Annotated in this window: 12 protein-coding genes; 8 read left to right on the top strand and 4 right to left on the bottom strand. The window is 61.1% G+C overall.

Annotation, left to right across the window (positions count from 1 at the left end; genetic code table 11):
- The first annotated feature begins 158 nt into the window (after positions 1-158).
- The 8 genes from AC1DY9_RS16565 to AC1DY9_RS16530 all read left to right on the top strand — a co-directional run bounded on the left by AC1DY9_RS16565 (position 159) and on the right by AC1DY9_RS16530 (position 8436).
- The gene (locus tag AC1DY9_RS16565) at positions 159-1331 is read left to right on the top strand and encodes an ABC transporter substrate-binding protein (protein WP_477667069.1); all 1173 of its coding nucleotides are present in this window, start codon (positions 159-161) and stop codon (positions 1329-1331) included.
- A 128-nt stretch (positions 1332-1459) separates the two neighbouring features.
- Positions 1460-2332 carry a branched-chain amino acid ABC transporter permease gene (locus tag AC1DY9_RS16560; RefSeq protein WP_477667068.1) on the top strand — a complete coding sequence of 291 codons (873 nt, stop codon included), beginning with the start codon at positions 1460-1462 and terminating at the stop codon, positions 2330-2332.
- Positions 2333-3301: a branched-chain amino acid ABC transporter permease gene (locus tag AC1DY9_RS16555; RefSeq protein WP_477667067.1), complete on the top strand. Its 969-nt coding sequence runs from the start codon at positions 2333-2335 to the stop codon at positions 3299-3301.
- Positions 3298-4077: an ABC transporter ATP-binding protein gene (locus AC1DY9_RS16550; RefSeq protein WP_457281937.1), complete on the top strand. Its 780-nt coding sequence runs from the start codon at positions 3298-3300 to the stop codon at positions 4075-4077. Before AC1DY9_RS16555 ends, AC1DY9_RS16550 begins: the two co-directional genes overlap by 4 nt.
- Complete coding sequence (locus AC1DY9_RS16545; RefSeq protein WP_477667066.1) at positions 4070-4786, top strand: ABC transporter ATP-binding protein; 717 nt, start codon at positions 4070-4072, stop codon at positions 4784-4786. Before AC1DY9_RS16550 ends, AC1DY9_RS16545 begins: the two co-directional genes overlap by 8 nt.
- A gap of 241 nt (positions 4787-5027) precedes the next feature.
- Positions 5028-7358, top strand: coding sequence for an NADP-dependent malic enzyme (locus AC1DY9_RS16540; RefSeq protein WP_457281935.1), 2331 nt, complete (start codon positions 5028-5030; stop codon positions 7356-7358).
- Positions 7359-7536: 178 nt separating this feature from the next.
- A complete protein-coding gene (locus AC1DY9_RS16535; protein ID WP_457282089.1) occupies positions 7537-7932 on the top strand; it encodes a guanyl-specific ribonuclease in 396 nt (131 codons plus the stop codon).
- Positions 7933-7986: 54 nt separating this feature from the next.
- Positions 7987-8436 (top strand): barstar family protein, encoded by a 450-nt coding sequence (locus AC1DY9_RS16530; RefSeq protein ID WP_348050784.1) that lies wholly within the window; start codon positions 7987-7989, stop codon positions 8434-8436.
- A gap of 270 nt (positions 8437-8706) precedes the next feature.
- Here the strand turns inward: AC1DY9_RS16530 and AC1DY9_RS16525 are convergent, their stop codons facing one another.
- From AC1DY9_RS16525 to AC1DY9_RS16510, 4 genes are all read right to left on the bottom strand, one after another.
- A complete protein-coding gene (locus AC1DY9_RS16525) occupies positions 8707-9408 on the bottom strand; it encodes a glycosyltransferase family 25 protein (RefSeq protein WP_477667065.1) in 702 nt (233 codons plus the stop codon).
- Between the two features lie 18 nt (positions 9409-9426).
- The gene (rsmA, locus tag AC1DY9_RS16520; protein WP_477667064.1) at positions 9427-10206 is read right to left on the bottom strand and encodes a 16S rRNA (adenine(1518)-N(6)/adenine(1519)-N(6))-dimethyltransferase RsmA; all 780 of its coding nucleotides are present in this window, start codon (positions 10204-10206) and stop codon (positions 9427-9429) included.
- A gap of 127 nt (positions 10207-10333) precedes the next feature.
- The gene (locus tag AC1DY9_RS16515; RefSeq protein ID WP_457282088.1) at positions 10334-11752 is read right to left on the bottom strand and encodes a peptidylprolyl isomerase; all 1419 of its coding nucleotides are present in this window, start codon (positions 11750-11752) and stop codon (positions 10334-10336) included.
- The gene (locus tag AC1DY9_RS16510; RefSeq protein WP_457281932.1) at positions 11745-14201 is read right to left on the bottom strand and encodes an LPS-assembly protein LptD; all 2457 of its coding nucleotides are present in this window, start codon (positions 14199-14201) and stop codon (positions 11745-11747) included. The genes AC1DY9_RS16515 and AC1DY9_RS16510 overlap by 8 nt, the downstream gene beginning before the upstream one ends.
- Positions 14202-14277: the final 76 nt, after the last annotated feature.

Below are 14277 nucleotides of genomic sequence, written 5' to 3'. Positions count from 1 at the left end.
AGCCATGGAGGGCATGGCCGATGTGTTCACATATCGAACATTTGTGCTGATACCGCACTCATACTAGACTCGCACCGTTTTACGGCCGGATGCCGGCGACCTGAACTCCGCCGCGTTTGACGCAGCAGCAAGAACTGAAAACCACCCAGGAGACAAGCATGAAAAAACGTACCTTCCTCACCGCCGCCGCGCTGTCGGCCGCGGCACTTGCCGCCGCCCCGGCACTGGCCCAGGACAACACCTTCAAGATCGGCCTGATCCTGCCGATGACGGGCCAGCAGGCCACCACCGGCCGGCAGATCGAGGCGGCCGTGCGCCTTTACATGGCGCAGAACGGCGACAGCGTGGCGGGCAAGAAAATCCAGCTGATCGTGAAGGACGACACCTCACTGCCGGACACCACACGGCGCCTGGCGCAAGAGCTGGTGGTCAACGACAAGGTCAACGTGCTGGCAGGCTTCGGCATCACGCCCTCGGCCCTGGCCACCGCGCCCATTGCGACGCAATCCAAGACGCCCATGGTGGTGATGGCGGCGGCAACATCCAGCATCACGCAGGCTTCCCCCTACATCGTGCGCAGCAGCTTCACGCTGCCGCAGGTTTCGGTCGCCCTGGCCGACTGGGCGCCCAAGAACGGCATCAAGACGGTGGTCACGCTGGTGTCCGACTACGGCCCCGGCATCGACGCGGAGAAATTCTTCAAGGACCGCCTGACCTTTAATGGCGGCCAGGTGACCGAAGCGCTGCGCGTGCCGCTGCGCAATCCCGACTTCGCGCCCTTCCTGCAAAAAGTGCGGGACAACAAGCCCGATGCGCTCTTCGTCTTCGTGCCTTCGGGCGCAGGCGCCGCGGTGATGAAGCAGTTTCTTGAGCGCGGCCTGGACAAGGCCGGCATTCGGCTGATCGCCACCGGCGATGTGACGGACGACGACCAGCTCAACGACATGGGTGACGGCGCGATTGGCGTCGTTACTTCGCACCACTACTCGGCGGCGCACCCCTCGGCGATGAACAAAAAATTCGTGGAAGCGTTTGCCAAAGCCAACAAGGGCCTGCGCCCCAACTTCATGGCGGTGGGTGGCTATGACGGCATGCGGGTAATTTACGAGGCGCTCAAAACCAGCAAGGGCCAGGGTGGCGGCGACGCGCTGCTCGAAGCCATGAAGGGCCAGCTGTTTGAAAGCCCGCGCGGCAAGATTTTCATCGACGCACAGACGCGCGACATCGTGCAGGATGTCTATCTGCGCAAGGTCGAGAAGAAGGACGGGCAACTCTACAACGTGGAGTTTGATGTGATCAAGGACGTCAAGGATCCCGGGAAGAACAAGTAACCCCCCGAAGCGCCGCTTCGCGTCGCCTTCCCCCTGCTGGGGGCAACACCAGCGGCCCGGCGAAGCCGGTTCCGCGGTATTCCTGGCACGGACCTCTCTCAAGCAAACACTGATCCTCTGGCCAAAGCATGCTGACCCTTCTTTTTGACGGAATCGCCTACGGCATGCTGCTGTTCATCCTGGCGGTGGGCCTGGCGGTGACCATGGGCCTGATGAATTTCATCAACCTCGCGCATGGTGCTTTCGCGATGGCCGGCGGCTACATCACCGTGTTGCTGATGCAGCACTTCGGCGTGCCTTTTTTGCTGTGCCTGCCGCTGGCCTTCGCCGGCTCAGCGCTGCTGGGCGCTGTGCTGGAGCGCACGCTGTACCGGCCGCTGTACAACAAGCCGCACCTGGACCAGGTGCTGTTTTCGATCGGCCTGGTGTTCATGGCGGTGGCCAGCGTGGACTACTTCGTCGGCTCGACGCAGCAGATCGTGCAGCTGCCCCAATGGCTCAAGGGCCGCACCGAGATCGGCAGCGGCGCCTGGATGCTGGGCATGGGCCACTACCGGCTGTTCATCATTGCGGTGTGCGCTGGGCTGACGGTAGGCCTGCAATACGTGCTGACTCGCACACGCTTCGGCAGCCGCCTGCGTGCCTCGGTGGACGACCAGCGCGTGGCGGCCGGCCTGGGCATCAACGTCAACATCGTGTTCCTTTCGACCTTCGCCGTCGGCTCGGGACTGGCCGGCCTGGGCGGCGCGCTGGGCGCCGAAGTGCTGGGGCTGGATCCGAGCTTTCCGCTCAAGTTCATGATTTACTTCCTGATCGTGGTGGCCGTGGGCGGCACCACGTCGATCACCGGGCCGCTGCTGGCCGCGCTGCTGCTGGGCATTGCCGACGTGGCGGGCAAGTACTACATCCCCAAGCTGGGGGCCTTCATCGTTTACAGCCTGATGATCGCGATCCTGATCTGGCGGCCGCAGGGCCTCTTTGTGCGCAAGGGCGGCAGATAAATGAACACTCAAACGTCCCTGCTTAAAAACAGCCGCTGGAAGCTCTGGGAACCGGTGCTCTGGCTCGCCGCCTTCGCCGCGCCAGTGCTGATGCCCAGCCACGCGTCCATCATCAATGAGATCGCCATCGTCGCGCTGTTCGCGGTGTCGCTGGATCTGGTGCTGGGTTACACCGGCATCGTCTCGCTGGGCCATGCAGCCTTCTTCGGCATAGGCGGCTATGCGGCGGCGCTGTTCGCCAAGCTGGTCATGCCGGACCCGCTGGTGGGCCTGGCGGTGGGCATCGCCACCGCCACGCTGCTGGGTGCCGTGTGTTCACTCACCATCCAGCGCGGCAGCGACCTGACACGGCTCATGGTGACACTGGGGGTGGCGCTGATTCTGCTGGAACTGGCCAACAAGCTTGATTGGCTGACCGGCGGCGCCGACGGCCTGCAGGGCGTGGTCATGGGCCCGCTGCTGGGCCGCTTCGAGTTTGACCTGTCGGGCCGCACCGCCGCCTATTACTCGCTGGCCGTGCTGCTCATTTTGTTTGTGCTGATGCGTCGCCTCGTGCATTCGCCGCTGGGCGCGACACTCAAGGCGATACGCGACAACCGCCTGCGCGCCATGGCCATCGGCATTCCGGTCGCTTCACGGCTGACCGTGGTCTACACGGTGGCGGCCGGCGTCGCGGGCGCCGCGGGAGCGTTGATGACGCAAACCACCGGCTTTGCCTCGCTGGATTTGTTTGAGTTTCATCGTTCGGCCGATGTGCTGCTGATCCTGGTGGTCGGCGGCGCTGGCTGGCTGTATGGCGGCGTAGCCGGGGCCATCGTGTTCAAGCTGATGCAGGACGCGCTGTCGTCCATCACGCCGCAGTACTGGACCTTCTGGATAGGCCTCTTCCTGGTGGTGCTGGTGCTGGTGGGGCGCGAGCGCCTGGTCCGGCCCTGGGCATGGTTGCCTAAGCGCGGAGGCCAGCCATGAGCGCGGCGCCGCACAGCGACGCGGTGCTGTCCGCGCAAGGGCTGGTGATGCGCTTCGGTGGCATTGCCGCCACCAACAACGTGAGCCTGAACCTGCGTCGCGGCGCGCGCCATGCGCTGATAGGGCCGAACGGTGCGGGCAAGACCACGCTGGTCAACCTGCTGACGGGCGTGCTGCAGCCGACCGAGGGCCGCATCCTCCTCGACGGCGAAGACATCACGCGGCTGGCGCCGCACCAGCGCGTCAAGCGCGGGATGGTGCGCACCTTCCAGATCAACCAGCTCTTCGATTCGCTCACGCCGCTGGAAACGCTGGCACTGACCGTATCGCAACAAGCGGGGCTCGGCGCGAAATGGTGGCAGGCGCTGGGGCGCAACCGGCGCGTGGCCGAGCGCTGCGAACAGTTGCTGGAGCAGTTTCACCTGACCGGAGTGATGGATCAACCGACACGCATGCTGGCCTACGGAAAGCGCCGCTTGCTGGAAATCGCCGTGGCGCTGGCCTGCGAGCCGCGTGTGCTGCTGCTCGACGAACCCGTGGCGGGTGTGCCGGCCGGCGAGCGCGAAGAACTGCTGCAGACCGTGGCCGCACTGCCCGCTGACGTGTCGGTACTGCTGATCGAGCACGACATGGACCTGGTGTTCAGCTTCGCCACCACCATGACGGTACTGGTCAACGGCACGCTGCTGACCGAGGGCACGCCTGAGGAAATCGCGGCCGACCCTCAGGTCAAGGCGGTCTATCTGGGCCATGGCGAAGAGGTGGCTCATGGCTGAACTGCTCAAGGTCGACAAACTGCGCGCCGGCTACGGTGAGGCAGTGGTGCTGCACGAGGTGTCGTTCACGCTGGGCGAGGGACAGACGCTCGCGCTGCTGGGCCGCAACGGCACCGGCAAAACCACGCTGATCAACACACTGGCAGGCGCGACGCGGCAGCACGGCGGCGCCATCTCGTTCGGGGCGGGCACATCCATGGTCGCGTTGCACCATTTGCCCTCGCACGAACGCGCGGCGGCCGGCATAGGCTGGGTGCCGCAGGAGCGCAATATCTTCAAGTCGCTGACGGTGCACGAGAACCTGACGGCGGTGGCGCGCCCGGGCAAATGGAACCCCGAGGGCGTGTACGTCATGTTCCCGCGCCTGGCCGAGCGCAAGGGCAACCTGGGCACGCAGCTGTCGGGCGGCGAGCAGCAGATGCTGGCTGTGGGCCGGGCGCTGGTACTCAACCCGAAGCTGCTGCTGCTCGACGAGCCGCTGGAGGGCCTGGCGCCCATCATCGTGGAGGAGCTGCTGCGCGCCATTCGCCGCATCACACGCGAAGAGGGCCTGAGCGCCATCATCGTGGAGCAGCACCCGCAAGCCATTCTGGCGATTTCCGACAGCGCCGTGGTGCTGGACCGCGGCATGGTAGTCCACACCGGAACGGCCCAGGCGTTGCGCGAGCAGCCCGAGCGCCTGGACCATTTGCTGGGTGTTGCGCGCTGAGCGGCGCAGGCCCGCCAACCTGGCTTTTTTTATTTCGCGCTTAAAGCGCTCAAAAAACGGCTACGCGCCGCCATCGTGAATGAGCTCCGCGGCAAAGCGGCTTTCTGTGCTGAAAAGTCAAAAGCAATACACCTTTTTGCGTAGATTCACTTACTAGGGTTTTCCCCTCCGACGGCCTACAATCGCAGACCTTACAAGAAATTGACGGTCGACCCGACCGTTTCCGCTGGAGACCTTGCTGATGCCGACACCCCCCACCGCGACGCCCAATAGCACTGAAGCCAATCGCGAAGAAAAACGCGCCGAATTGCGCCTCGCCGCACTTGAATACCACGAGTTTCCGACCCCGGGCAAGATCGCCATCGCAGCGACCAAACAGCTGACCAACCAGCGCGACCTGGCCCTGGCTTATTCGCCAGGCGTCGCCGCACCTTGCGAAGAAATTGTCAAGGACCCGAATAACGCCTTCAAGTACACCAGCCGCGGCAACCTTGTGGCTGTCGTGACCAACGGCACCGCCGTGCTGGGCCTGGGCGACATCGGCCCTTTGGCCTCCAAGCCGGTCATGGAAGGCAAGGGCGTGCTGTTCAAGAAGTTCGCCGGCGTGGATGTGTTCGACATTGAGATCGACGAAAAAGACCCGGCCAAGCTGGTCGACATCATTGCTTCGCTGGAGCCGACCTTCGGCGCCATCAACCTTGAAGACATCAAGGCGCCCGACTGTTTTTATATCGAGCGTGAGCTGCGCAAGCGCATGAAGATCCCGGTCTTCCATGATGACCAGCACGGTACCGCCATCACCGTAGGTGCGGCCGTCCTGAATGCGCTCAAGGTTGTCGGCAAAGGTCCGGGGCAAGTCAAGCTCGTGACGTCCGGCGCGGGCGCGGCCGCCCTGGCTTGCCTGAACCTGTTGCTCAAGCTGGGCATCCAGCGCGAAAACGTGTTCGTGACCGATCTGGCCGGCGTGGTCTATGAAGGCCGCACCGAGCTGATGGACGAAGACAAGATCCAGTTCGCGCAGAAGACCGATGCACGCACGCTTGCCGACGTCATCGCTGGCGCGGACATCTTCCTGGGCCTTTCCGCCGGTGGCGTGCTCAAGAAAGACATGGTCGCCAAAATGGCCGCCAAGCCCATCATCCTGGCGCTGGCCAATCCCAATCCCGAGATCACGCCGGAGGACGTCCGGACCGTGCGCGACGACGCCATCATGGCGACCGGCCGCACCGACTACCCGAATCAGGTCAACAACGTCCTGTGCTTTCCCTACATCTTCCGCGGCGCACTGGATGCCGGGGCCTCCACCATCACCATCGAGATGGAAATCGCGGCTGTACACGCCATAGCCGAGCTGGCGCAGGCCGAGCAAAGTGAAGTCGTGGCAGCCGCCTACGTGGGTGAAAAGCTGGCGTTCGGGCCCGAATACCTGATTCCCAAGCCTTTCGATCCGCGCCTCATGATGAAGATCGCGCCCGCCGTCGCGCAGGCGGCGGCCGACAGCGGGGTGGCCCTGCGGCCCATTCAGGACATGAACGCTTACCGCGAGCGGCTGCAAAGCTTTGTCTACGCCTCGGGCACGGTGATGAAACCGATTTTCGCGGCCGCCAAGGCCGCCAGCCGCAAGCGTGTGGCCTATGCCGAGGGTGAGGAAGAACGCGTGCTGCGTGCCTGCCAGATCGTGGTGGATGAAGGACTCGCACGCCCGACACTGATCGGCCGGCCCGCCATCATTGCCCAACGCATCGAAAAATTCGGCCTGCGCCTTAAGGAGGAGCTCGACTACGACGTCGTCAATGTCGAGCAGGATCATCGCTACCGCGACTTCTGGCAAACCTATCACCGCCTCATGGAACGCCGTGGTGTGACGGTGCAGATCGCCAAAATCGAAATGCGCCGCCGCCTCACATTGATCGCCGGCATGTTGCTGCACAAAGGCGACGTGGACGGGCTGATTTGCGGCACCTGGGGCACGACGGCCCATCATCTGGACTATCTGGATCAGGTCATCGGCAAGCGCGAAGGCGTCAACACCTATGCCTGCATGAACGGCTTGTTGCTTCCGGGGCGCCAGGTGTTCCTGCTCGATACGCACGTCAACTGCGATCCGACTGCGGAACAGCTCGCGGAGATCACCACCATGGCGGCCGAGGAAATGATGCGCTTTGGCATCAAGCCCAAGGCGGCTCTGCTGTCGCATTCGAATTTTGGCTCTTCCAACCTGCCCAGCGCCCTGAAAATGCGCCGCACGCTGGAGTTGCTGCGCGAGAAAGCGCCATGGCTTGAGGTTGACGGGGAGATGCATGGCGACATGGCACTGGACGCCGATGCACGCGCCCTCATCATGCCGAACAGCACCCTGACGGGTGAGGCCAACCTCCTGGTACTGCCCAATATTGATGCAGCGAACATTTCCTACAACCTGCTGAAAACAGCGGCGGGTGGCAATATCGCCATCGGCCCGGTTTTGCTGGGGGCAAACAAGCCCATGCACATCCTGACCGCTACGGCAACGGTGCGCCGTATTGTCAACATGACCGCACTGACGGTAGCGGATGCCAATGCGAGTCGATGAGCCAAAATTAGATAGCTAGCACTAACTTAGTGCATCAATGACCTCTCTCTTTACTGCCTAAATTTTCAGCATCCACTTGCGTTTTTTAGCCACATGCGGCAAACTACCTCTCTTGAAATTTAAGGGTTAACCCGAAAAATCGGTGGGTAACTCTGAATTCGAGAAAAAGGTTTTTTTCATGTTGCGCAATGGGTGGGCGGCCAAAACGGCCATGTTGCTGGTTTTGGCAACCGGTCTGGCCGGGTCAATCCCCAGCATGGTGCAGGCAAAGGGCCCGGTTCCGATCGGGACCATAGCGACCGTCCAATTGCCCCCCCAGGGACGCGACATGATGGTGCTGATCTACCAGGGCGGGCCTTTCAAGCATGAAAAGGACGGCGTGGTGTTTGGGAACCGGGAACGACTTCTACCGGCTCAAAGTCGCGGTTACTACCGCGAATACACCGTCAGAACGCCCGGTGAGCGCAGCCGGGGAGCCCGGCGCATCGTTTGTGGTGGCTTGAAACCTGTCGCACCTGATGCCTGTTATTACACCGACGATCACTATGCGAGTTTTCGCAAAATCGTTCAATAAATTGAACTGTGATCGTTATTTTGAGTTTTTGACTTAAGAGAAAGAGTAGCGGAGATGGATACACCACTTCGTCGGGACAACGAAACGCCTTTGCGCAAGGACGGTGAAACGCCCTTGCGCGGCGTACGTCCCAATATCGTTCAATCCATACGGGCCTTCCGGGTGCAAGACCTGCAGGATGCCGCGACACATTTAAACCAGCATTTCCTGTACGCCAACCTGGGCAACGCCCAGAGCAAGCAGGACGTGCTGGACATGATTGCGGCGCAGTACACCTTTCCGGCGCATTTCGGCAAAAACTTCGACGCACTGTACGACTGCATGACGGACCTGGTCCACAAGTCAGGCCCGCAACCCGGCTTTATTGTCGTGCTCGAGCAAATTCCGGCCAACGCCAAATTTGACAAGGAAGCGCGCGAGCAGTTGCTCGACATCTTCCGGGATGCCTCTGATTACTGGGCGGATCGCAAGATACCGTTCAGATGTTTCTATTCTTTTCTGTAGCCCGCTCCCCAGACATTGGCCAAGGGGATCGGGCGAATGAGGCCCAGCAAGCAACCGCGGAAGGCGAAGAAATCATGCCGACCGACAAATTGGTAGACGTGTCGCCACTGGCGTTGCGCATGAGCAGCCCGTTTAATGCGGGTTACTGGCTGGCAGCTGCCTGAAAAAAGGCGCGCTGTCCGGTTCACAAAAGGCCCGCTTGTTGCGGGCTTTTTTTCGCCAGGCCGGAAGTTAAGGCAACGGCCGCATCCGACAGCACCGCGCCGCGACTTAAAACATGTAGTAAAGAATGCGGTGAAAATATTTGCTGATATCAATCGGGATGCGCACCAGCATCAGCTGAAGACGCGCGATGCCGGACAATCGCGGTCGAACCCGATGGCCGATTTGCGTGTCGGTTCCCGCCTGGCGGACCGGATAGGGCAACAAGGCATAGGTGTTGATACCGTGTAAATGCCTCGCCTCCATAAAGTCGTCAAYGGCCATGTAAAACCGCGTTGATCGCCGTATCAGCTCCGCGGCCTCTCGCGGTCCCAGCACATAAGCCGCCGCGCCGGAAGGGTCACCCCAGTACTTTGCGTAGGGTGTGTCGCCGATGAATTTGTGCCGTTTCTCAAAGACGCCTGCGAGCCTGACCATGGGATACGGTGCCAATTCAAGCTGGGCGAGCAACGCCGTACTTAGCGTTGGAATTAATACGTCATCTTCCAGCACCAGGCATTTTTCGCCCTCGGCCAGCACTGCTCTCCAGGCATCCTGATGCGCCAGAAAACAGCCGACCTCCCCGGGCGACATGCTGTAACCATAACGAATCCGACGCGCACTTTCGCTGTAGCCTACCTCGGCCAGCCGTTCTGGGTCGACTCGCACACCATCAATCAGGCTATAGCGCAGCCCCAGCGCCATCATTTGCCGGTCAATAGTCGCTCGCCTGGTGGTCGCCTCGGGAAGTGAGATGACAAATATCTTCATATCAGGTGTACCGAACAGCTAATTGCGCAGTTGCGCTACGCTCCGCGCCAGGGCCACATACTCGGTCACCCCGACTTCTTCAGCGCGCCGCTGGACATCAAACTGCCCGCCAAAACCGTGGCTGTCCAGCCACTTTCCCAAGGTGTGGCGCAGCAACTTGCGGCGCTGGCTAAAGGCGACCTGCACCAGCTCACTCAGGAGCTTGACGTCCAGCGCCACAGGCGCTGCATGCGGCACCATGCGCACCACGGCGCTATCGACCCGCGGCGGCGGATCAAAACTGTGCGGCGGCACGAACAGCACGTTTTCCATCGCGTAGCGCCACTGCAGCATCACGCTGAGCCGGCTGTAATCGCTGGTAGCTGGCACCGCCACCATCCGGTCTATCACTTCTTTTTGCAACATGAAGTGCTGGTCTTCTATGACCTCCACGGCATCCAGCAAATGAAACAGGATGGGTGTGGAAATGTTGTAGGGGAGATTGCCGACCACCCGAAGTTTTTGCCCTTCGGCACAGGCCGTTCGCGCCAGCTGGCGGACATCCACTTTCAACACGTCGGACTCAACCACGGCAAGCTGGGGGTGCAATCGCAACTGGCGGGCAAGATCGCGGTCCAGCTCAATGACCGTCAAGTGCCCCACCCGTTCAACCAAGGGTTGGGTCAGCGCAGCCAATCCAGGCCCGATCTCCACCATGGCCTGTCCTGGACGTGGAGCAATCGCCTGCACAATCCCCTCAATGACGCCTTGGTCCGTCAGGAAATGCTGGCCAAAACGCTTGCGCGGAATATGTTTCACATTGGGGGCGACCTAAAGCCGCCAGACTGGCATACAAACAAGACTGCCGTTTTTTGGAGAAGTCAGCCGGAAAGTTGACCCGCCCACGCAGCGCGAATGGAACCTTAAGGAAGGCCTGAGGCGATCTTCACAGCTGCGGTGCGTCACGGTACTCCACATAGGCGCGGCCCCGAATCTCCTGGATCCACAGTGCATAGGCTTCGTTTTGCTTTTTCTCGCGCAGCACACCGCGCGCCATCTCCCGCTGTTCACGTTGCGATAGCTGGGTCTCGCGGCGTTCAAGCACCTGAATAAGATGGACGCCAAAACGGGATACCAAGGGATCCGAGACCTGATTGGGCGCCAGGCCGTTCATGACTTTCTCGAACTCAGGCACAAACATGCCGGTACTTGCCCAGCCGAGGTCACCGCCTTCCTTTGCGGAGGCATCGTCGCTGTTCTCACGTGCGAGTGCTGCGAAATCAGCCTGCCCGGCCTGGATGCGTCTTTTAAAACCCGCCAGCTTCTCCACTGCGGCGGCTTCACTGAGCTGTGGCGTCAACCGGAGCAGGATATGCCTGGCATGGGTTTGTGCCACCATCATGCTGGGCATGCCGCCTTGCCGTTTTTCGATGACTTTGAGGATGTGAAATCCCGCCCCGCTCCGAACCGGCCCCGCCAGGCCCCCCGCCTGCAATTTGCTTGTCGCCTCAACAAAGAGATCCGGATAGCGGTCTGCAGTCCGCAACCCCATCAGGCCCCCTGAAGCGCGCGTGGGAGACGCCGAAACTTCGGCGGCCAGTGCCGTGAAGTCTGCACCGTTGCGGGCACGGTCCATCACCTGCTGGGCCTTGGCCTGCAGCGCTGCGACTTGATCGGGCGTGGCATTTTCCGGCACGGCCACCAGAATTTCCGCGAGGTTGAGCGCCAGCGAAGACGATGGGGTGCCGCCATCCTGGTCACGCAGAAATTGGTCGACTTCCTGCTCCGTGACCGTTGCACGAGTCTCCAGCTCGCGTTGGCGCAAACGGCTGACCAAAAGCTCGTCCCTCAATTCCGAGCGGAATTGGGCATAGTCAATCCTGTCCGCTTTCAGGCGATTGCGCAGCTCGTCGACCGTGATCTGGTTTTGGCTGGCGACGGTCTGGACCGCAGCTTCGACGGCATTGTCATCGACCCGCAGACCCGAATTGCGCGCCATTTGCAGCTGCGCCTTGTCGCTGATCAGGCGTTCCAGAATTTGTCCGACCATTTCACTGCGCGGCGGCACTGTCGCGCCCATCTGAAGCATTTGTTGCTCGGTCCGAATCAACTTGCTTCGAACCTCGTTGTTGGTAATGGGTTCGGAGTTGACCACGGCAACAATGAAGTCAGCCTGCCGCTGCGCGCTTCCTTGCGCCGACGCAGTCCGGGAGCCCGTGGCCGCGTCGGGCAGGCGCAATGTACCCGATGGCCGCAACCCCTGCGCCTGAGCACCCACCATCAGCACAATCGACAATGCCATGGCCGTTGTGGCGGCTTGAGTGGAGTTCAAAAAAAATCTTGGGACGGCGCGGTTATTAGTCATAAGTAGTAAAGCGGCTTGGCGTGCTGGTATTCTCACGCAGATATTGGTAACGTGGAACATTCGACTTCAGGGTTTCCAGGGGGTTGGAACCGAGGCGCGAAAACCCCACAAGTTCAAGCTGAAACAGGATTTTCGTATCCGAGCTTCCGGTCCCGGTTTGAGAGCGCTGCAGAACCACGCGCCCTATCCAGCAGCAACCATCGTATTCAACACCGATGATCGAGTCGACCAGTTTTTTGTCCAGCACGCTGTAATTCAGGCGCCCAACGGCATAGTAGCGGCCGCCTCCCTGGCCCTGCCCAGCGCCCAGATCTTTTCCCTTGTCGCCCCACAAATCATTGATGGGCCACTGCCAGCCCACGTCAATTTGCTCGCTGACATTGCGCTGGCGCCGGAATGCGGCACTGATGACGCGGTAATTGCTGGGGTTGTAGCGCACGCCAATCGACGCACGCTCAGATTGCTTGGTCTTCGGGTTGTACTGAACCGTACTGTCGAAAGACCACTGCGGCACCCAATTGACGGAAGCCCCGACCAGCAAGTCGCTGATGCGGTCGGTGACCGGCAATACACCCGGCAGGGTCACCTTCTGATCCTCAAAACGAAAGCGCTGCGCAATGCCGACACGCACAGCTTCAGCACCGGTCGCAGGATCCAGCAGACGCGAGGTAACGCCCAGGGTCAGCAGGTTAGCGTCTGAAATACGGTCATTACCGACAAATGCGTTTTCGGTAAAGACCGTGGCGAAGTTGAAGTCGTTGGACCCGGAGTCGTAGTTGGGCAGCAGACTCTGGTCGCGATAGGGAGTACGCACATAAAACGCCCGGGGCTCCAGTGTCTGGGTAAAGTTCCGGCCCAGGAACCCGGCATTACGTTCAAACTGCACGCCGCTGTCCAGGCTGAAGGTAGGCACAACACGCGACGCCGTTGTCGCACCATTGGGCAACGCTGAATCAAATTTGTAACTCGTGGCATGCAGCTGCACTTTGGGGGTGATGTACCCCGCAGGCAGCAGCCAGGGGCGGCTCAGTTGCAGCCGCGTGAATGCCCGGTCACTATTGGGCTGGTTGGTGAGCTGGCGATCTGCGGAAAAACGGGTGAAGTCGCCCTCCACCGACCAGTCAAAGCCATTGCCCAATCCCACCACCGGCGCATCCACACGGGTGTACGCCGCTGCAAACTGGGGCAGGCGGTCGTAAGGCGGAACGATGGGCGAAGTGACATCCTGCAATGTCTGCCATTTGAGCGTTCGCATGGACGAAGAAAAGAACCCGCGGGTCCACGACAAACTCGCGTCCTGGGGCAGAAGGCGCTGGGTGGTCGCCCCCTTGAGAGCTGGAAAGTCACGCCAATAATCGTTGTCACTCACCCGGTTCAGGTTGAGGTTGATGCCCAGGTCGCCGACGGATGACAGGCCGCTGCTGATGGCACCAACGTGCTGATAACTGTAGGACCAGCGGTCACGGTTGCGCAACTTGTCGCCGGGCAGGAAGTTTCCCTGCAGTTCGCCTGTGTACTTCGGCTCCAGGTAGCGGAATTCGCCGGCGAGGTCCACCCCGCGTTTGGTCATGATCGCCGGTGAAAATGTCGCGTCCCGATTGGGCGCAATATCAAAGTAATAAGGTTGCCGATACTCAAACCCGTTGATTGAGCCCATGCCGATGGAGGGCGGCAGAAGACCCGACTTGCGCTTGTCGCTCAACGGAAAACTCACCCGGGGAAAAGCCAGGATAGGCACATCCTTGAAACGCACAACGGCTCCATTGGCAACACCAACTTCGCGGTCCAGGTCAAACTCGAAGCTTCTGGCGCGCAATACCCATGAGGGCTCCCAGCTGGCCTCGTCATTGCGCTCGCAGGTGGTGTAGCTGGCGCGCTGGGCCGTCAAATGGCCTTCATCGATGAAATCGATCCGCTCCGCCTGGCCGTTGCCGCTGTTGCTGAGGAAGCGGTAGGCCGGCGTCGTGAAAAAGCCTTCAAACCGGTCCAGCTTGATCTCCAGCTCGGGACCCTCAAACCTGTTGCCCGCCCGGTTGATGCGAACATTGCCGCGGCTTTTGAGTTGGTCTTCGGGCTGGTAGTACTCAATGCGGTCCGCGCGGATGGCGGTAGACCCGCGGCGCAATTCCGCATTGCCGTCAATCACGGTTTCAAGATCGGGGCGGCCGGAAATCCGGTCGCCAAAAACAAATGTGGGGCCCTTGTCCTGGGGATCGCTGGAAACCTGCTCGGCCAGCTGGGGCGAAGACTTGAGTTTCGGGGTGTCGCCTGCGGGCCGGTCCGCGGGGGGAACAGCGGAAGGGGCCTGAAAAGGAGCAGGTGACGCAGCCGGAGTTTGGGCGTGCGCCGTCCCGGCACCCGTCATCCCCAGTGCTGCGCAAACCACCAGCGTGGAGACAGCTTGAGCTATCGGGGAAAGAATAAAGGGCGAAGGGGATGCGCGGCGCATCGTTTATGTGAGATAAACCCGTTTGTAAAATCAGGCCTGATTATCCATGACCCTCCACCCCGTCCCCACAATGTCG

The organism is Polaromonas sp. P1_F6 (assembly GCF_056405695.1).
This window is presented reverse-complemented; position numbering and strand designations above follow the sequence as displayed.